Annotated in this window: 17 protein-coding genes; 7 read left to right on the top strand and 10 right to left on the bottom strand. The window is 71.4% G+C overall.

The window, feature by feature from the left end:
• Positions 1 to 230 precede the first annotated feature (230 nt).
• Positions 231 to 1,973 (bottom strand): YbaL family putative K(+) efflux transporter, encoded by a 1,743-nt coding sequence (gene ybaL / locus SLNSH_RS19945; protein WP_106339233.1) that lies wholly within the window; start codon positions 1,971 to 1,973, stop codon positions 231 to 233.
• Between the two features lie 93 nt (positions 1,974 to 2,066).
• Between ybaL and SLNSH_RS19940 the strand changes: the two genes are divergently transcribed.
• Positions 2,067 to 2,306, top strand: coding sequence for a helix-turn-helix transcriptional regulator (locus SLNSH_RS19940; RefSeq protein ID WP_245422425.1), 240 nt, complete (start codon positions 2,067 to 2,069; stop codon positions 2,304 to 2,306).
• Between the two features lie 1,284 nt (positions 2,307 to 3,590).
• On the opposite strand, the gene SLNSH_RS19930 is transcribed toward SLNSH_RS19940, so the two are convergent.
• The 4 genes from SLNSH_RS19930 to SLNSH_RS19915 are packed head-to-tail and all read right to left on the bottom strand — an operon-like array spanning position 3,591 to position 7,759.
• Entirely contained in the window at positions 3,591 to 4,889 is a 1,299-nt protein-coding gene (locus SLNSH_RS19930) for a four-carbon acid sugar kinase family protein (protein ID WP_106339229.1), read from the bottom strand.
• Positions 4,886 to 6,157 (bottom strand): ribulose-bisphosphate carboxylase large subunit family protein, encoded by a 1,272-nt coding sequence (locus tag SLNSH_RS19925; protein WP_106339227.1) that lies wholly within the window; start codon positions 6,155 to 6,157, stop codon positions 4,886 to 4,888. The genes SLNSH_RS19930 and SLNSH_RS19925 overlap by 4 nt, the downstream gene beginning before the upstream one ends.
• A 7-nt stretch (positions 6,158 to 6,164) precedes the next feature.
• Complete coding sequence (locus SLNSH_RS19920; protein WP_106339225.1) at positions 6,165 to 6,704, bottom strand: VOC family protein; 540 nt, start codon at positions 6,702 to 6,704, stop codon at positions 6,165 to 6,167.
• 32 nt (positions 6,705 to 6,736) lie between these two features.
• Positions 6,737 to 7,759, bottom strand: coding sequence for a TRAP transporter substrate-binding protein (locus SLNSH_RS19915; protein ID WP_106339223.1), 1,023 nt, complete (start codon positions 7,757 to 7,759; stop codon positions 6,737 to 6,739).
• Positions 7,760 to 7,875: 116 nt separating this feature from the next.
• Between SLNSH_RS19915 and SLNSH_RS19910 the strand changes: the two genes are divergently transcribed.
• The 4 genes from SLNSH_RS19910 (at position 7,876) to SLNSH_RS19895 (ending at position 10,776) form a co-directional block, all read left to right on the top strand.
• Positions 7,876 to 8,946, top strand: coding sequence for a LacI family DNA-binding transcriptional regulator (locus SLNSH_RS19910; protein ID WP_106339221.1), 1,071 nt, complete (start codon positions 7,876 to 7,878; stop codon positions 8,944 to 8,946).
• A gap of 94 nt (positions 8,947 to 9,040) precedes the next feature.
• Positions 9,041 to 10,099: a selenide, water dikinase SelD gene (gene selD / locus SLNSH_RS19905; protein ID WP_106339219.1), complete on the top strand. Its 1,059-nt coding sequence runs from the start codon at positions 9,041 to 9,043 to the stop codon at positions 10,097 to 10,099.
• Positions 10,096 to 10,488, top strand: a complete 393-nt coding sequence (locus SLNSH_RS19900) for a hypothetical protein (RefSeq protein WP_106339217.1) — start codon at positions 10,096 to 10,098, stop codon at positions 10,486 to 10,488. Before selD ends, SLNSH_RS19900 begins: the two co-directional genes overlap by 4 nt.
• Before the next feature lie 90 nt (positions 10,489 to 10,578).
• Positions 10,579 to 10,776 (top strand): hypothetical protein, encoded by a 198-nt coding sequence (locus SLNSH_RS19895; protein WP_106339215.1) that lies wholly within the window; start codon positions 10,579 to 10,581, stop codon positions 10,774 to 10,776.
• A gap of 701 nt (positions 10,777 to 11,477) precedes the next feature.
• Here SLNSH_RS19895 and SLNSH_RS19885 read toward each other — a convergent pair.
• The 4 genes from SLNSH_RS19885 to gcl all read right to left on the bottom strand — a co-directional run bounded on the left by SLNSH_RS19885 (position 11,478) and on the right by gcl (position 16,687).
• Entirely contained in the window at positions 11,478 to 12,245 is a 768-nt protein-coding gene (locus tag SLNSH_RS19885; protein WP_106339211.1) for a fumarylacetoacetate hydrolase family protein, read from the bottom strand.
• Positions 12,246 to 13,090: 845 nt separating this feature from the next.
• Positions 13,091 to 14,065, bottom strand: a complete 975-nt coding sequence (locus tag SLNSH_RS19880) for a 2-dehydropantoate 2-reductase (RefSeq protein WP_106339209.1) — start codon at positions 14,063 to 14,065, stop codon at positions 13,091 to 13,093.
• Positions 14,066 to 14,108: 43 nt separating this feature from the next.
• Positions 14,109 to 14,906: a hydroxypyruvate isomerase gene (gene hyi / locus SLNSH_RS19875; protein WP_106339207.1), complete on the bottom strand. Its 798-nt coding sequence runs from the start codon at positions 14,904 to 14,906 to the stop codon at positions 14,109 to 14,111.
• A 32-nt stretch (positions 14,907 to 14,938) separates the two neighbouring features.
• Positions 14,939 to 16,687, bottom strand: a complete 1,749-nt coding sequence (gene gcl / locus SLNSH_RS19870) for a glyoxylate carboligase (protein ID WP_106339205.1) — start codon at positions 16,685 to 16,687, stop codon at positions 14,939 to 14,941.
• A 167-nt stretch (positions 16,688 to 16,854) separates the two neighbouring features.
• On the opposite strand from gcl, the gene SLNSH_RS19865 reads away from it, so the two are divergent.
• Positions 16,855 to 17,712, top strand: coding sequence for an IclR family transcriptional regulator (locus SLNSH_RS19865; RefSeq protein ID WP_196240289.1), 858 nt, complete (start codon positions 16,855 to 16,857; stop codon positions 17,710 to 17,712).
• A 135-nt stretch (positions 17,713 to 17,847) separates the two neighbouring features.
• Complete coding sequence (locus SLNSH_RS19860) at positions 17,848 to 18,573, top strand: Crp/Fnr family transcriptional regulator (protein WP_106339203.1); 726 nt, start codon at positions 17,848 to 17,850, stop codon at positions 18,571 to 18,573.
• Between the two features lie 36 nt (positions 18,574 to 18,609).
• On the opposite strand, the gene SLNSH_RS19855 is transcribed toward SLNSH_RS19860, so the two are convergent.
• A complete protein-coding gene (locus tag SLNSH_RS19855; RefSeq protein ID WP_106339201.1) occupies positions 18,610 to 18,819 on the bottom strand; it encodes a hypothetical protein in 210 nt (69 codons plus the stop codon).
• Positions 18,820 to 19,037 lie beyond the last annotated feature (218 nt).

Genomic DNA, 19,037 nt, shown 5'->3' with positions numbered 1-19,037 from the left:
GCGCCCTCCGCATTCCGGATCCGTCCGCGCGCGCGGCCCCTGGACCCCTTCCCGTCCGCCGCTTCGCGGCTCTGGCCGGGCATGAGGGCACGCTAGAAACCGAGGCGAGGGCTCATTCAACCGTCATCGTGAGCGCAGCGAAGCGACCCAGAATTGAGGCCCCGCAGCCTCTGGATCGCTTCGTCGCTCCGCTCCTCGCGATGACGAAGCAGTGCGTCTGACCGACTCAGTCACGCCGCGGACGACGTCGCCTCGCCCATGCGGCTCTCGATGTGGGCCGTCATGCCGCGGGCGATCTCGGTTTCGCCCACGATGATGAAGTTGGCCCCGTATCTCCGCAGGTAGTCCACCTCGGCGTCCGAATGGGCGCGGGCGATGATCTCCAGCCCCGGGTTGGCGCCTCGCGCCTGTTCCACGAGGTTGCCGTTTTCGAACGGGTTCGGAATGGCGCTGATCAGCCACCGCGCCCGGTCGATGGCGGCGGCCTCCAGCAGGCCCTCCTGGGCCGCGTTGCCGGCGATGGCCTCGATCCCGCGGGCCCGCAGCGCTTCAACAACCTCGCGGCGCTCTTCGATCACCAGCAGCGGCTGCCCCTTGGCGAGCAGGGCTTCGCCGACCAGGCTCCCGACCCGGCCGTAGCCGACCAGGACCGCGTGGTGAGAGAGCGCCGTGCGGGGCAACTCGGCTTTCTCTTCGACGGGCGGCGCACCCGGCTTTTCCGGGCGCCCCTTCTCGGCCGCTTCGTCCTTGCGCTCGATCCAGGGCGCCAGGGCGTCCAGGGCCGCGAACAATAGCGGGTTGGCGACGATGGACAGGAGGGCCGCCGCCAGCACGAGGTCGCGGCCGGCCTCCGACAGCAACCCGAGGTCAACGCCAAGCCCCGTCAGGATGAACGAGAACTCGCCGATCTGGGACAGACTCGCCGCCATGGTGAGCGCCGTGCGCATGGAGCGCCGGAACAGGCGCACGATGACGAAGGCGGCGAGCGCGTTGCCGAGGATGACGACCAGGAACGTGCCGAGCACCGGCAGGGGCTGGCGCAGCAGGATCGTCGGGTCGAACAGCATGCCGACGGAAACGAAGAACAGAACCGCGAAGGCGTCCCGCAGGGGCAGGGTCTCCTGGGCGGCCTGCTGGCTCAGCGTGGACTCGGCCAGGATCATGCCGGCGAAGAAGGCGCCCAGCGCGAACGAGACGCCGAAAAGCTCGGCCGAGCCGAACGCCACCCCGAGCGCGATGGCCAGCACGGCGAGCCGGAACAGCTCCCGCGAGCCCGTGTGCGCCACCCAGTGCAGCACGGCCGGGATCACCCGGCGGCCCACCACCATCATCACGGCCAGGAAGGCGCCGACCTTCACCAGCGTGAGCGCCAGGGCCGCCCACACGCTCTCCGGCTCGAGCCAGGCCACCAGCCCGCCCCCGGCGCCCGTGTGGGTGGCCTTGCCCCCGAGAAGGCCCGAGACGGCCGGCAGCAGCACCAGGGCGAGGACCATGGCGAGGTCCTCCACCACGAGCCAGCCGACCGCGATCTTGCCGCGCTCCGTGTCGATCAGCCGCTTTTCCTGAAGCGCCCGCAGCACGACGACCGTGCTGGCCACCGACAGGGAAAGCCCGAACACCAGCCCGGCGCCGGCCCCCCAGCCCATGAGGTGGGCGAGGCCCCAGCCGACCAGCGTCACGAAGGCGATCTGCCCCAGGGCGCCCGGAACGGCGATGCGCCGCACGGCCATCAGGTCCGACAGGGAGAAGTGAAGCCCAACGCCGAACATCAGCAGGATGACGCCGATCTCGGCGAGCTGGGGCGCAAGCGCCTGGTCGGCCACGTAGCCCGGGGTGAAGGGGCCGATGAGGACGCCTGCCACCAGGTAGCCCACCAGGGGCGACAGTCGCAGCCGGTTGGCGATGGCCCCGAACACGAAGGCGAGCCCCAGGCCGGCGACGATGGTGGCGATCAGGGACGTATGATGCGGCATGCGGGCTCCGGGTCGGTCGGTCGGGGGGCCGGCTTGATTTGGGAAGGCCGAACGCCTATTTCAACCTTTTTGGTGGACTCTTCGGCCGTGTCCCTGACGCTTTCTCCCGCCCTCTGCCGCGCCGCCCGCGGGCTCCTCGACTGGACGCAGGAAGACCTGGCCCATGCGGCGGGCGTGTCCCGCAGCACGGTGCGGGATTTCGAGAAGGGCCGCCACGACCTGCACCGGGCCTCCGAGGAACAGATCCTGGCCGCCTTCGACGCCGCCGGCGTGGCCCTCATCCCCCCCGACGGCGGCGGCCCCGGGGTGAGGCTCGCTGGCTCGAGGGGCTGAGGGGAGCGGGAGAGGCAAGGAGAGCCGAGCGAGAGAGCAAGGAGAGCCAAGGGGAGCGGGAGCGGCGAGGAGAGTGTCGGGGGCCCGCCGCCGTCATCCCCGGCGGCGCGAAGCGCCGGGAAGGGGATCCAGGGCCGCCTGCGCAAGCATTGGGAATAGCCAGCCGGGCAAGGCGGTCCTTGCGTGGCGCAAGATGTGGCTGGCCGTCGCGATTTTTCGAGAGGCGCGCCGACGCCGGCGCGCGTGGCCCCTGGATCCCCTTCCCCTCCGCCGCTCCGCGGCTCCGGCCGGGGATGACGCGAGGGGAACGCCGGCAGGTCGCGTCCCCGTCATCGCGAGGAGCGCAGCGACGACGCGACCCAGTGGCGCCGCGCCCTTCGCCGTCATGCCCGGGCTTGTCCCGGGCATCCACGCCGCGCCGCAGGCCAGGGCGGCGGTGGTCTCGTGGATGGCCGGGGCAAGCCCGGCCATGACGGGCGGAATGCTGCGCCTCAGGAACAGGGGACCGCCCACGTCCGCCGCCGTCATCCCCGGCGGCGCGAAGCGCCGGGAAGGGGATCCAGGGCCGCCTGCGCAAGGATTGGGATGAGGAAGCCGGCAAGGCGGTCGTTGCGGGGCGCTTGAGGGGGCTGGCCGTCGCGATTTTTCGAGAGGCGCGCCGACGCCGGCGCGCGTGGCCCCTGGATCCCCTTCCCCTCCGCCGCTCCGCGGCTCCGGCCGGGGATGACGCGAGGGGAACGCCGGCAGGTCGCGTCCCCGTCATCGCGAGGAGCGCAGCGACGACGCGACCCAGTGGCGCCGCGCCCTTCGCCGTCATGCCCGGGCTTGTCCCGGGCATCCACGCCGCGCCGCAGGCCAGGGCGGCGGTGGTCTCGTGGATGGCCGGGGCAAGCCCGGCCATGACGGGCGGAATGCTGCGCCTCAGGAACAGGGGACCGCCCACGTCCGCCGCCGTCATCCCCGGCGGCGCGAAGCGCCGGGAAGGGGATCCAGGGCCGCCTGCGCAAGGATTGGGATGAGGAAGCCGGCAAGGCGGTCGTTGCGGGGCGCTTGAGGGGGCTGGCCGTCGCGATTTTTCGAGAGGCGCGCCGACGCCGGCGCGCGTGGCCCCTGGATCTCCTTCCCCTCCGCCGCTCCGCGGCTCCGGCCGGGGATGACGGCGGAAGCGCCGGCGAGGTCCTCCCCGTCATCGCGGGGAGCGCAGCGACGAAGCGACTCAGGCGCCGTGGGGAAGCACTGGATTGCTTCGCTGCGCTCGCAATGACGGGCGGCGGGCCTTTGCGCTCAGCCTGTGCCTTCCACCAACAGGTCCAGGACGTTCTCCGGGCCCATCTGGCCGCCCTTGAGCATCAGTTCGAGGCCGTCGCGGGCGGGGTCGTCGAAGCGGGCGAGGCAGAGGGCGACGCCGGGGGAGAGGTCGGCGGCGTGGCCGAGGGCCCAGGGGGCGAGCGCCTGGGCGGCGTGGCTGGAGGTATCGCCGCCGCAGACCCCGACGCGGCGGAGCGGGACGCGGGCGAGGACGTCCGCGAGGAGGCGGGCGGTGGCGGTCGCCACCGCGGCGGGCGGGACGGCCGGGCCTTCGTCCGGACGGTCCGTGATGGCGAGGACGTGGCGGCCATGCCCGAGCAGGGCCGCGATGTCGGCCAGCAGGGCCGCGCGGTAGCCTTCGTCGGCGACCAGCCGCTCGGGACTCACCGCGCGCCGGACATAGGCGGTGGCGGCCTCCACCTGGCGGCGGGTGACGGGGGAGAGGCTCCCGGCCAGAACGAACACCGGGCCTTCGGCCGGCCGAACCGTGGGCCCCTCGGCGACGGGATCGGCCCCCCATGCGGCCGCGAGCGCCTGGGCGACGCTGCTGGCGCCGACCGCGAGCAGGGGCGCACGCTGCGCGGCGGCCCAGAGGGCGGCGCCGATGGGCAAAAGCTCCTCCTGGCGCGAGACGTCCAGCAGGACGCCGGCGGGGTGCTGGGCGGCGAGCCGGTCAAGCGTTTGCCCGAGCCGGTCGGCGCCCGCCGCGTAGGCCGGGTAGGAGACGCGGCCGAGGTCGGCGAGGCCCTGCGCGGCGAGGTGCAGGCCGAGGTCGGCCTCGCCCATGGGCGTCACCGGGTGGCGCGCCATGGTGGGGTGGCGGTCGATGCGGTGCACGGCGCCGCCGGCGCCTGCGGCGGCGAAGAGGTTGCCGAACAGGCAGTAGCGGCCAAGGCTCGGCTGGCCGCCGACGACAGAAACCAGCGGGTTGGGGGCGTGCGGCTTCAGGAGCCGGACGGCCGCCCCAATGCTGCCCACATGGGGGGCGCTGTCGAAGGTGGAGCAGCACTTGTAGTGCAGCACGCGGGCGCTGCTCGCGGCGAAGAAGGCGCCCACGGGCGCAAGCTCGGCCGCCATGTCCTCCGGCGTCATGCCACGGGCCGCGCCAGCGACGCCGACCGCGTCCAGCGGCCCCGCGGCGGCCAGCCGGGCCGGGGAGGGCGCCTGCGGAAACAGCAGCGCCCTCACCCCGTGGCGCGCGAGGGTGGCCAGCGTGTCGGTGGCGCCGGTGAAATCGTCGCCATACCAGACGACGCGCGGGGCGGGCTGGCTCATGAGGCCTTCTTGCCGAAGAACTCCAGGGCGCGGCGCAGTTCAGGCCGCGACCGGGCCGCGGCTTCGAGATCCTCCCCCGCCTGGGCGGCGTCCCAGGCCTGCCGGATGCTGGCCACGCCGGCGGCGGGGCCGTGCGGGTGGGCCATGATCCCGCCCCCGGACATGAACAGCAGGTCCGGGTCGCCGACGGCCGCCCAGGTGGCCGGGACCGTGCCGGCCCACTGGCCCGAGGAGAAGGCCGGCATCACGGGGTCGTTCGCGCCCTCCGCCAGGGGCGCCAGGCAGGCCCGGGCGCTCTCCACCACTTCGTCGTCGGCCTGGGCGAACTTCCCCTGGAGGCCGTGGACGTGCATGTGGTCGACGCCGGCGAGGCGCCAGAGCGTCTGGTAGGCGTGGAAGCCGATGCCGAGCAGGGGCGCCCGGGACAGGGCGCCGAACCCGTTGCGATGGCCGTGGATGGCCAGCGGCGTGCTGCGGCGCAGCGTCTGGATGGCGGAGAACCCGCACCAGTTCAGGCTCGCCATGACGCAGGTCCCGCCCTCGCGCTCGACGAGGTCGGCGTGGCGGCACATGGCGTCCGTCTCGTCCGTGATGTTGAACGCCACCATGACGCGCCGGCCGGCGCGGTCCTGGTAGGCGTGGACGGCGCCCATCACGGCGCGGACGCGAGCCTCCAGCGGCGCATGGGCCGGGTCGGCGCTGATCTCGTCATCCTTGATGAAGTCGAGCCCGGCCTCGCAGAGCTGGGTGACCAGGGCGGCCGTCTCCTCCGGGGAGAGGCCGACATTCGGCTTGATGATGGAGCCGACCAGCGGGCCCTGGGCGACGCCCGTAAGGCGGCGCGTGCCCGCGACCCCGTGGGCGGGCCGGTCGAAGCGCCAGCGATAGTCGAGCGGCAGGCGCACTGATTCGAGCCGCAGGCCCGTGACCTCGCCGAGGTCGAACAGGTTGCCGGCCACGGTCGCGGCCAGCGTGGGCAGGTTGGCGCCCACATTGGCGACCGGATACGCGATGGCGACCCGGGCGCGGCGCCAGGGGCCTCGCCGGCCCTGGCGCTCCAGCCAGGCGTTCGGGAGGCTGGGCGCCTCCGCCGGCTCCAGCTCCTCGATGCGCTCCACGGTGGCGCGGGTGCGGGCGCGGAGGTCGTCCGTTTCGCCATGCACCCGCGTGAAGGTGCCGCTCGACTGCTCGCCGGCCATGACCTCGGCGACCTTTTCGGGGTCGAGCGGAGTCTCGATGAGGTAGGTCGCGCGGATCCGGTCGGTCATCGCGGGCTCAGAGCTTGGAGAGGTCGGGGAAGGGGCGGACGGGGTCCTTGCCGTCCCAGTTCTCCGAGGCTTCCCGGATGAGCTTGAACATCTTGCCCTTGGGGCCGGCGACCTCGGAGAGCTCGATCACCGTACCGGGGTGATATTCCGTGTCGAAGTACACGAAGCGGCCCTTTTCGCCGACCTCGCCGCTCATCACGGGCTTGAAGCCCTGGGCGGCGAGGCGGGCGAGGTCGTCGTCGTAGCTCTCCGTCCAGTAGGCGACGTGCTGCAGGCCGGTGTTCCCGGCCTGCAGGAAGTCCCGGTACATGGACGGGACGTCGTTGCGGACCTGGATCAGCTCCATCTGGAGCGGGCCGGAATTGGCCAGAGCGACGGAGTTGTGCGGCTCGTAGCGCTCGCCCTTGTAGGTGTAGTTCACGATCGGCACGCGCGGATTGTAGAACCACGGGCCGACGCCCAGCACGCGGCTCCAGTAGTCCATGGCGGCCTCGATGTCGCGGACCACATAGCCGGCCTGGCGGATCTGGCCGAAGAAACGGCTCATCGGTGAGCTCCTGGTTGGGGAAAGGGCGGCGCTCAGGCCAGCTTGCCGACGGCGTTCTCCAGGAGGCCCCAGGCCTCCTCGCCGAAGCGGCCCTTCCACTCGCCGTAGAAGCCGCTGTCGCGCAGCTTGGCGCGGAAGCTGTCCGGCGCGGGCTGGTTGAAGACGAGTCCCTTGGACTCCAGGTCCTTCTGCACGGTGGCGTTGAGGCCCTTGATGTCCTCGCGCTGCTTCACCCCGGCCTCGTTGATGGCGTCGGCCACGATCTTCTGCAGGTCGGCCGGCAGGCCGCTCCAGGTGCGGCCGTGGGCGATGAACCAGAAGCCGTCCCAGATGTGGTTGCTGGTGGCGCAGTACTTCTGCACCTCATAGAGCTTGGCCACCTGTATGATGGGCAGCGGGTTCTCCTGCGCATCCACGATGCGGGTCTGCAGGGAGGAGTAGACCTCGCTGAACTGCAGGCTGGTGGGCGCGGCGCCCAACGCCTTGAACATGGCGATGGAGAGCGGGCTCACCGGCACGCGGATCTTCAGGCCGTCCATGTCCTTGGCGGACTCGATCGGCTTGTTCCCGGTGGTCATCTGGCGGAAGCCGTTGTCCCACATCTTCTCGAAGGCGTGGAGGCCGACCTTGGAGATCGCCTGCCGGACATGGGCGCCGAGGCCGCCGTCCATGGCCTTCCACACCTGGTCGTAGTCCGCGAAGGCGAACCCGACTGCGTTGATGGCCGCCACCGGCACCAGGGTGGCGATCACCAGCGCCGAGGGCGTGAAGAACGTGATCGCGCCGCTGCGCACCTGGGCCAGCATGTCGGTGTCGCCGCCGAGCTGGTTGTTGGGGAAGATCTGCACCTCGACCCGGCCGTTGGTGGCCTTGGCGATGCGGTCCGCCGCCTCCTGGGCGCGGACGTTCAGCGGGTGGTTCAGCGGCAGGTTGTTGCCGTATTTCAGGGAGAACTCGGCGGCGCGGGCGACCGCCGGCATGGCCGCGACGAAGCCGGCGGCGGCGGGCGCGGTCGCGAGCGACTGCAGGAGCGTGCGGCGGGTAAGGCCGGTCATGGTGATCCTCCCTGATCGGATTTGATGGTTCGGGCCGTTTTGTTGTGCCGCCGATCTAGTCACCCGAACGAAAGCCGGTCAAACTGCAATCATGATGGTTTTTGATGTGATCTGAGATGGACGACCGGGTCCTTGAAGGCGAGGAGCAGGCCGGCGCGCGGCGACGCGCGGCGGCGCGCATCCCGGACATCGCCCGGCTGGCGGGCGCCTCCACGGCCACGGTGGACCGGGTGCTGAACCGGCGCCCGGGCGTGCGGCCGGCGACCATCCAGCGCGTCCTCAAGGCCGCGGCGGCGCTGGACTACCTGCCCGACGAGGCGCTGGTGGGGGCGGGGCTGAAGCCGCTGCGCATCGTGTTCGTGCTGCCCGAGGGCACGAACCGCTTCCTCTCCATGCTGGGGCGGCTGATCAAGGGCGCGCAGAACCAGCTCGCGCCCATGAACGTGCGCTGCCAGGTGGAGACCATCCGCAGCTTCCACCCGGAGCTGCTGGCCCAGAGCCTGCGTGAGCACGGGCGACGGGTGGACGGCGTCGCCTTCATGGCGCTGGAGCACCCGGCCGTGCGCGAGGCCGTGAACGCGCTGGCGGACCAGGGCAAGCCCACCGTGACGCTGATCTCCGACATCGCCCATTCGCGCCGGGTCGCCTATGTGGGCCTGGACAACCGCTCCGTTGGCCGCACGGCCGGCTACCTGATGGCCCGGCTGCTGGGCAAGGGGCCCGCCAAGGTGGCGATGATCGCGGGCTCCCTCAGCTACCGCGCCCACGAGGAGCGCGAGATGGGCTTCCTCCACATCTTCCAGGAAATGTTCCCGCAGGTCGCCGTGGTGGGCCTGCGCGAAGGACAGGACGACGAAGGCAAGAACTACCGCCAGACCCGCATGCTGCTGGCGCAGCACCCGGACCTCGCCGGCATCTACAACATCGGCGGCGGCCCCGAGGGCGTGGCCCGGGCGCTCCGGGAGGCGCGGCGCGAGCAGGAGGTCGTGTTTATCGGCCACGGCCTGACGGAGGAAACGCGGGCGCTGCTGATCGACGGCGCCATGGACGCCGTGATCACCCAGAACCCGCAGGCGGCCATGATGAGCTGCGTGAACGTCTTCGCGAACCTGCGCGCCGGGCGCGATCCGCTGCACGGGGTCGAGCCGCCCCGCACGGAAATCTTCTTCCGCGAGAATTTGCCCTAGGGACGGCGCCCCGGCGGCCCTTGTCTCGGCCGGCTTCCGTCGTACATAGCGAGGCTCAAGCCCGTTCGCGCCGGCCGTTGGGGATGGAACGACCATGAACGCTCCCGCCATCAAGCTCACGAGCCTCGCCCACGGGGGCGGGTGCGGCTGCAAGCTGGCCCCCTCGGTGCTGCAGGGGCTGCTGACCGGGCTGCCGCAGGCGGCGACGTTCGCACAGCTGCTGGTGGGGTCCGACACGGCCGATGACGCCGCCGTGTGGCAGGTGGACGAGAACACCTGCGTGATCGCCACCACGGACTTCTTCATGCCGGTGGTGGACGACCCCCGCGACTTCGGCCGCATCGCGGCGGCCAACGCCATCTCGGACGTCTACGCCATGGGCGGCAAGCCGGCCATGGCGCTCGCCATCCTGGGCATGCCGCTCGACAAGCTGCCGGTAGAGATCGTGCGCGAGATCCTGGCCGGCGGCGCCCTGGCCTGCGCCGAGGCCGGCATCCCGGTCGCGGGCGGACATTCCATCGACTCGCCGGAGCCCATCTACGGGCTCGCCGTGATCGGCCTCTGCCATCCCTCCAGGGTCCGCCGCAACACCATGGTTCGGCCGGGCGACGCCCTGATCCTGACCAAGCCGCTGGGCGTGGGCGTCTACTCCGCCGCGCTGAAGAAGGGCGCGCTGGACGGCGAGGCCTACGCCGAGATGATCGGCTCGACCACCAAGCTCAACCGGATCGGGGCGGACCTGGCCGAGGACGCCGCCGTTCACGCCCTCACGGACGTGACCGGCTTCGGCCTGCTGGGCCACGGGCTCGAGATGGCGCGCGGCTCCGGGGCGACGGTGGTGATCGAGGCGGCGTCCGTTCCGCTGCTCAGCCGCGCCCGCGAATGGGCCGAGGCCGGCTTCGTGACCGGCGCGTCGCATCGCAACTGGGCGAGCTACGGCGCCGAGGTGGAGCTGCCGCCGGGCGCGCCGGACTGGCAGCGTCATCTTCTGACCGACCCCCAGACCTCCGGCGGCCTCCTGGTGAGCTGCGCGGCCGGCGAGGCCGAGCGAATCCTCGGCCGCATCCGCGAGGCGGGCTACGCCGCCGCCCGCGTCGGACGCGTCGAGGCCGGCGCCCCGCGCGTGCGGGTCGAGGGCGTGATCGCCGGATGACGATCGCGGGCCGCAGCCGCGCCCCGATGCGCTGGACTCCGCAGGGCGCGCGCGCCCTGCTGGCGGCGCTCGTGGTCGCGTGCTGCGCCTGGCTGGCGCTGCAGGCCTCGGGCGGCTCCGACCTCGACCGCGCTCTCCCCGGATGGCGCAGCGGCCACGCCTCGACGGAGACCCTGCGGCCATCGGCCCCCACGCTGACCGCCCGCGCCGGCCAGGACGGCGCGGCCTCGCTGCGCCGGGACGGACCGGCGCCCGCCGCTCTCGCCGCCGAGGTCGAGGCGGCCCCGTTGGCGCGCTCGCACTGCGCCGCTTGCGTTCAGGACGATCCACCCGCCGCGCGCCGAACCTGGACCGGCTGGGCCCGGGCGCCGCCGTCCTTGGCGGCCTGACCCTTCACCGACCACGCCCCCCAGGGGCCTTCGATTCTCCGGGCCGCCGACGCTCGCGGAGCGCGCGGACCCGCATCCAGGATTCATGTCATGAAACGCTTTCGCGCATGGGCGAGCGCCGCCGTGCTCTTCGTCGGGATCATCGGCAGCATGGGGACGTTCGGCGCCCTGATCTTCGAGGAAACCCTCTCGCTCGCCCTCTACGGCGCCGGCGTCACCGCCGGCGCCGCCTGGCTCTCGCTTGGCGCCTACCGCCACGAAGTGGCCGCCCAGGAGGGCCGCGGCTAGGCCTGCATGTCCCTTTAGCGCTCCGACCGTCATCCCCGGCCGGAGCCGCGAAGCGGCGGAGGGGAAGGGGATCCAGGCGCGGCGCGCCGTCGCCGGCCAGTGCGCTCGTGATCACCGCGCCGTCATGCCCGGGCTCGACCCGGGCATCCACGCGCTTGGCGCAGAGCGCGACCGCCGCCGACCCGTGGATGGCCGGGACGAGCCCGGCCATGACGGAGAGAAGCAGTCTAAGGCCTGTTGGTCCGGGGCGGTTTTCCGTCATCGCGAGGAGCGCAGCGACAAAGCGATCAGGCAACGCCGGGCCCTGTGGGTCGCTTCACTGCGCTCGCACGACGGGGACCGCGTGGCTCGCATGTCCCTCGGCGCTCCGGTCGTCATCCCCGGCCGGAGCGCCGCAGGCGCGGAGGGGAAGGGGATCCAGGGCCGCGCGCGCGCCGTTCTAGCCGCCCGGTGCTCGCGCCCGGTCCCCCCTGGATCCCCTTCCCGGCGCTCCGCGCCGCCGGGGATGACGGCTGAGGTGTTCTGGCGTCGCGCCAAGGCTCGGGCCTGCCCCGGCCGTCATCGGTCCGCGCGCGTCTCCGCGATCGGGAGGAGCGCAGCGACGAAGCGATCCACGGGTGCGCGCTGGCCCCTGGATTGCTTCGCTGCGCTCGCAAAGACGGAGGTGAACTGGGGGCGCTGGAGGCCCTTGTGCGCCACCCTCAGATCACGTTGCGAAGCGTGCCGACCCCGTCGATCACAACCTCGACGGTGTTCACCGGTCCCTTCATGGTCCCGACGCCGAGCGAGGTGCCCATGCAGATGAGGTCGCCGGGCAGCAGCGTCATGTCGCGGGACAGGAGGCTGACGAGCCGCGCGGGCTGGAACACCGCGTCGGAGAGCGCGTAGTTCTGCCGCTCGGCGCCGTCGAGCAAGGTGCGGACGACGACCTTGCCCAGGTCGAGCTCCGTGGCGATGGCCGGGCCAAAGGGGCAGAAGCCGTCGAAGCTCTTGGCGCGCGCCCATTGAGGGAAGCTCGGGTCCCGGTTGAGGATGTCCGCCGCCGTGATGTCGTTGACGCAGGTGTAGCCCAGGATGGCCTGCCGGGCCTCGTCCTCGCTCGCCTCCTTGCAGGAGCGTCCGATGACGATGCCGAGTTCGCCCTCGAACACGATGCGGCCGTCATAGGTCCGCGGCCGCCGGATCTCCGCGCCGGGGCGGGCGACGGTGGTGGGCGCCTTCAGCAGGTAGAGCGGCTCCTCCGGGACCGGCTGGTTGAGCTTGGCGGCGAGCTGCCGGAAGTTGTTCCAGAGCGCAATGATCTTGCCGGGCTGGCAGGGGGCGAGGAGGTCCACCTCGACGAGCTGGAGCGTCCGGCCCGTGGGCTCGGCCCCCGAGAAGGGGTCGCCCCGATGGGCGTGGACGACGTCGCCCTCCAGGGTTCCGTAGGCGGTCTGGCCGTTGTGGGCGTAGCGCATCCAGCGGGGCATTCGGGTGTCCTCCCTTAATTGGTCATTCGCCGTCATCCCCGGCCGGAGCCGCGAAGCGGCGGAGGGGAAGGGGATCCAGGGCCGCGCGCGCCGTTCTGGCCGCCCGGGTCTCGCGCCTTGTCCCCCTGGATCCCCTTCCCGGCGCTGCGCGCCGCCGGGGATGACGGCTGGGATGTTCTGGCGTCGCGCCCGGCTTTCCGGGCTTCGACAAGGTGGCGACAGCGCCGTCATCCCCGGCCGGAGCCGCGAAGCGGCGGAGGAGAAGGGGATCCAGGGCCGCGCGCGCCGTTCTGGCCCGCCCGGGTCTCGCGCCTTGTCCCCCTGGATCCCCTTCCCGGCGCTGCGCGCCGCCGGGGATGACGGCTGGGATGTTCTGGCGTCGCGCCCGGCTTTCCGGGCTTCGACAAGGTGGCGACAGCGCCGTCATCCCCGGCCGGAGCCGCGAAGCGGCGGAGGAGAAGGGGATCCAGGGCCGCGCGCGCCGTTCTGGCCCGCCCGGGTCTCGCGCCTTGTCCCCCTGGATCCCCTTCCCGGCGCTGCGCGCCGCCGGGGATGACGGCTGGGATGTTCTGGCGTCGCGCCCGGCTTTCCGGGCTTCGACAAGGTGGCGACAGCGCCGTCATCCCCGGCCGGAGCGGCAAAGCCGCGGAGGGAAGGGAATCCAGGGCCGCGCGCGCCGTTCTGGCCCGCCCGGGTCTCGCGCCCTGTCCCCTGGATCCCCTTCCCGGCGCTGCGCGCCGCCGGGGATGACGGCTGCGGGTTTCCGACGTCATGCCCGGGCTTGCCCCGGGCATAGCCGTTCGGGACGTTTCCAGCGATGACGGGCTGGTGAAGGGCCTCCCCCCTTAGTGCCGCACGGCCGTCTGGGCGCGTTGCTTCACCAGGGCCAGGACCGTGTCGAGGGTGGGCGTGGGCACGCCGACGAGCTTGCCCATTTCCTGGACCACCGTAACCAGCGGGTCGATCTCCATGGGACGGCCGCGCTCCAGGTCCTGGAGCATGGAGGTCTTGTGGGCGCCGACCGCCCCGGCGCCGTTGATGCGGCGCTCCACGTCGACGCGGAAGTTGACCCCCACGGCGTCGCCGATGGCCTTGGCCTCCAGCATCATGGCCTTGGCGACCGCACGGGTGCCGGGGTCCTCGCAGATCACGTCCAGGGTGGCGTGGGTGAGCGCGCTGATCGGATTGAAGCAGAGGTTGCCCCAGAGCTTCAGCCAGATCTCGTCGCGGATGTTCTCCAGCACCGGGGCGCGCAGGCCCGCCTGGGCCATCAGGGCCGAGAACCGCTCGACGCGCTCCGAGCGCTCGCCGGTCGGCTCCCCGATGGGGAACTTGTCGCCATAGATGTGCTGGATGACGCCGGGCTCCACCACCTCCGTGGCGGGATAGACCACGCAGCCGATAGCGCGCTCCGGCCCGAGCTTGCGCCACTGCTCCGCGCCGGGGTCGACGCTCTCCAGCGTGGCGCCCTCGAAGGGGCCGCCGTGCTTGTGGAAATACCAGTAGGGGATGCCGTTCACGGCCGTGACGATGCCCGTCCCGTTGCCGAGCAGCGGCTGCATGGCGTCCACCACACCCGGGACCGAATGGGCCTTCAGCGCCAGGATGACGTAGTCCTGCGGGCCGAGCTCGGAGGGGTCGTCCGTGCAGTGCGGCCGGGCGACGATCTCATCATCTTCGCGGATCACCCGGACGCCGTTGCGGCGCATGGCGTCGAGATGGGCGCCGCGGGCGATGAAGCTGACATCCGCTCCGGCGTTCGACAGCAGGGCTCCCATGTAGCCGCCGATCGCGCCGGCGCCATAGACGGTGACTTTCATGGCTGTGCTCCTTCAGCGTGGGGGATTTTCGGGGCAAGAAGGGTCAGGCGAAGGCGCGGGCAGGGGCGCGGTAGCGGTCGAGCCAGCCGAGGCCGTCCTGGGTGGCGGCGGCGGGCTTGTACTCGCAGCCCACCCAGCCGGCGTAGCCGGCGCGGTCGAGCTCGGCGAAGAAGAAGTCGAAGTTGATCTCGCCCGTGCCTGGCTCGTGACGGCCGGGGTTGTCGGCGACCTGCACGTGGCCGATCCGGTCGAGGTTGTTTCGCACCGTGCGGGCGAGATCCCCTTCCATGATCTGCATGTGATAGGCGTCGTACTGGATGGCGACGTTGTCCGAGCCGACGCGCTCGATGAGACGCCGCGCGTGGAGCGTCCCGGTGAGCACGTAGCCGGGCGCGTCGAAGGTGTTGAGCGGCTCCACCAGGAGCCGGATCCCGTGTTCGCCCAGGCGGCCCGCGGCATAGCGCAGGTTGTCGACGAGGGTGGCCGTGAGCAGGCGCGGGTCCGCGTCCGGGGGCGCGACGCCGACCAGGCAGTTCACCTGGCGGCAGTGGAGGGCCGTGGCGTAGCGGATGGCCTCGTCCACGCCGGCGCGGAACTCGTCCACCCGGTCGGGCAGGCAGGCGACGCCGCGCTCGCCCTTGTCCCAGTCGCCCGCCGGCAGGTTGTGCAGCACCTGCGTGAGGCCGAAACGGCGCAGGCGGCTGACCAGCGGATCGATCTCGTGGGCGTAGGGGAACAGGAACTCCACGCCCTTGAAGCCGGCCCGCATGGCCGCCTCGAACCGGTCGAGAAAGGGCAGCTCCGTGAACAGCATCGTCAGGTTCGCAGCGAATTTGGGCATGACCGCCTCCCTGTCGGCGTTTGCTGGTGGGTTCAGAGCGCCGGATCGGGCGCGGGCACGGCGAGGTTCACGACCTCGTCGAACTCGACCACCTGGTCGATCTCGGCTCCCATGGCGATGTTGGTGACGCGCTCGGTGATGACCTCGACCACCACGGGCACGCGCTGGGCGCGGGCCTCCTCGCGGGCCCATTTCAGCGTGGGGCCGAGATGGGCGGGGTCGAACACGCGGGCGGCGATGCAGCCGAAGGCTTCCACGGCCTTCACGTGGTCCACGCCGTAGTCGCCGATCTCCGGCGCGTTGACGTTCTCGAAGGAGAGCTGGACCTGGTAGTCCATCTTGTAGCCGCGCTCGGCCTGGCGGATGAGGCCCAGATAGGCGTTGTTCAGGATCACCATCACGAACGGCACGCGGTATTGCGCGGCGACCGCCAGCTCCTCGATGAGGAACTGGAAGGAATAGTCGCCGACGACGCCCACGACTTCCTTCTCGGGGTTGGCGAGCTTGGCCCCGGTGCAGGCGGAGATCTCCCAGCCGAGCGGGCCGGCCTGGCCGCAGACGATGTAGTTGCGGGGCTTGTAGATCTTCTGGAACTGCCCGGAGGCGATCTGGTAGAGGCCGATCGCCGTCACGAACTGGGTGTCGCGGTCGAAGGCCTGGTTGATCTCGTGGAACACGCGCTGCGGCTTGATGGGCTTGTCGTCGAAATCCGTCCTGCGCAGCATCGTGCTCTTGCGGACGCGGCATTCTTCCGGCCATGAGCGGCGCGGCCGCTGGCGCGTGCGGGCTTCCGCGACGAGCGCCTCGAGCGCCAGCTTCGCGTCGGCCACGATGCCGAGGTCGGGGCAGAACACGCGGCCGATCTGGGTCGGCTCGATGTCCACGTGGATGAACTTGCGGCCCTTCCGGTAGACGTCCGTGCTGCCCGTGTGGCGGTTGGCCCAGCGGTTGCCGATGCCGAGCACCACGTCGCTCTGAAGGAAGGTGGCGTTGCCGTAGCGGTGCTGCGTCTGCAAGCCGACCATGCCGGCGTTGAGCGGGTGGTCGTCCGCGATCGTGCCCCAGCCCATGAGGGTCGGCACGACCGGCGTGTCGGTGAGCTCGGCCAGCTCGACCAGCAGGTCGGACGCTTCTGCGTTGATCACGCCGCCGCCGGCGACGATGAGCGGGCGCTCGGCCGCGAGCAGCATGTCCACGGCCTTCTTGATCGCCTTCGGGTTGGGCGCCGGCCGCGTGACGGGGAGGGGGGCATCGACCTCGGGGTCGTACTCGATCACCTCCTTCTGCACGTCGATGGGCAGGTCGATGTGCACGGGGCCGGGCCGGCCCGAGCGCATGATCCGGAAGGCCTCGCGGAAGGCCCAGGGGACCTGCGCGCCCTCCATCACGGTGATCGACCACTTGGTGACGGGCTTGGTGATGGCGGCGATGTCGACCGCCTGGAAGTCCTCCTTGTGCAGCTTGGCGCGGGGCGCCTGGCCGGTGATGCACAGGATCGGGATAGAGTCGGCGATGGCCGAGTAGAGGCCCGTCACCATGTTCGTGCCGGCCGGGCCGGAGGTGCCGATGCAGACGCCGATCTTGCCGGCGCGGGCGCGGGTGTAGCCCTCGGCGGCGTGGGTGCCGCCCTCCTCGTGGCGGACCAGCACGTGCTGGATCCCGCTGTCCTTCATGGCCTCGTAGAACGGCAGGATGGCGGCCCCCGGCACGCCGAAGACGAGGTCGACGCCTTCGCTTTCGAGCACATGGATAGCGGCCTGCATCGCGGTCATGCGCGGCATGGTGGTCCTCCCCGGTCGCCCCGGATTGTCCGAAGCGAGAATTATTTTCGCGATGTGGGAAGTCTGGCATGCCAGTTTTGGACGCGTCAACCGGAAATTTATCCCGCATGGCGGAAATTCTCCACGGGGTTGCAGGGCCGTGGTAATCAGGAGGGAAAGGAGCCCGCATGGTCGACCTGTCCTCGCCCGTCCTCACGCCGCGCAAGCGCGGCCGGCCCGCGTCCGCCACGGCTGCGGAAGGGGGAGAGATCCAGTCGCTCGACCGGGCGATCGGCATCATGGAGCTGCTGGCCAGCGTGGACGGCCTGTCGCTGAGCGACATCGCCCGCAACGCCGAGCTGCCCACCTCCACGGCCCACCGGATGCTCGCGACGCTGCAGCGGCGCGGGCTCGTGGCGCAGGACGCCGAGACCGGGCACTGGACCATCGGCCTGGGCCTGTTCCGCATCGGCTCTGCCTACCTGCGCATCCGCAAGCTGCCGGACATCGGCCGGCCGGTCATCCGCGAGTTGCTCCGGCAGGTGAACGAGACCGTGAACCTCTCCATGCTGGACGGCGAAGAACTCGTCTGCGTCGCCCAGGCCGAGAGCCACGCGCCGGTCCGCGCCTTCTTCCGCCTGGGACGGCGCCTGCCCATGCACGCCTCCGCGGCCGGCAAGGCGATCCTGGCCGCCATGGACGAGCGCGAACGCGCCCGCCGGCTCGACGGCATGCGGCTGGAAGGCTTCACGGCCAACACCCACACCGACCGCAAGGCTCTGGAGGCGGACATCGCCGCCGTGCGGGAGCGCGGCTACGGCATCGACAACTCCGAGCACACTGTCGGCATGCGCTGCGTGTCGGCGGCGATCTTCGACGAGAATCGCGAGCCGATCGGGGCCGTGTCCATCTCCGCGCCAGCCGTGCGCATGCCGGACGACGCCATCGCCGGCCTCGGCGCCAAGGCGGCCGAGACGGCGGGCGTGCTCACGGCCCTCTACAGCGGTCGCGGCGGCCACGCCGTGCTGGAGCGGCTGCAAAAGTAGCGCGCGGGATGGCGTCGAATCAGTCGCTGTCTTCGCGCCCGGACGGTCCGCCGCCCGCGGGGGATCGAATCGCGGCGCGACTTCGTTTCAGCCTCGGGCGCGCCTGAAGCCGCGCGCCGAAGCGGAGGCGAACGCGTGGACCAAAGGGCCGGGACGCTTTCCATCGAGACGAGCCGCAACCTGCTGCTGCGCCGGCTCGCCCCGCACGATCGCGACCTCCTGCGGCCCCATCTGGAGCCCTGCGTCCTCAAGAGCCGCCAGATCCTCCACCACGCCAAGCTGCCGATGCAGCACGTCTACTTCATCGAGTCGGGCCTCGTGTCGGTGTCGGCCCGCATCAGCCGCGACCGCTGGGTCGAGGTGTGGCTCATCGGATCGGAGGGAATGACCGGCATCCCGATCGTGCTGGGCGACGACGCCGAGCCGCCGCTGCGCCGCATCGTCCAGGTGGGAGGGACCGCGCTGCGCCTGCCCAGCGAAATCATGCGGCAAGCGATGGCCGAGAGCGCGTCCCTGCGCCGGCTGCTGTCCCTCTATGTCCAGGTGGTGCTGCTGCAGACCTCGCAGTCGGGCGCCTGCAACTCGCACCACACCCTGAAAGAACGCCTCTGCCGCTGGCTGCTGCTGGCCCGCGACGGCCTTCAGGACAACTCGCTGCCGCTCACGCACAGCGTCCTGGCGCGGCTGCTCGGCGTGCGCAGGCCCAGCGTCACCAGCTGCCTCGGCGTGCTCGAGGATATGGGCGCCATCCGCAACACCCGCGGCATGGTGACCATCACGGACGCGCACCGGCTGGAGGACGCGACCTGCGATTGCCACCGCATCATCACGCGCGAGCAGCGGCGGTTGCTCGCCGACTAGCCGTCGCGCGCGGTCTTCTCCTGCTTGCGCGGACCCCTAGTGGGTGTCCTCGCGCCACCCATCCCGCGGCTGCCTTACGGATTTCACGAAATCCAGCAGCGCCGCCGCTTCGAGGGTGGCCATGGGCATGTCGGTCCCGCAGCGCTTGCAGATGAGCATTTCGCGCTGCTTGGCCCAGGCCACCAGCCGCGGATTGCGGTTGCCGCAGGTCGGGCAGGATCGCGGGAGTTCGGCGAACTCGAACATGACAAGACGTTCCCGTTCAGCCCCCAGGGATGAAGAATGGCGCCGCCCGCTTGGCTGCGCGACTCTTTTCGTCAGGCCGAGTTCGGGAGAAGACCAAGTACCCGGGCGGGATTGGAAATCCGTCATCGCGAGCGCAGCGCAGCGATCCAGGGGAGGCGCAGGCCTTGGACGCCGGCGCGCATGGCCCCTGGCTTGCTTCGTCGCTGCGCTCCTCGCAA

It is taken from the genome of Alsobacter soli (assembly GCF_003004785.1).
Lineage (GTDB): Bacteria > Pseudomonadota > Alphaproteobacteria > Rhizobiales > Beijerinckiaceae > Alsobacter > Alsobacter soli.
This window is presented reverse-complemented; position numbering and strand designations above follow the sequence as displayed.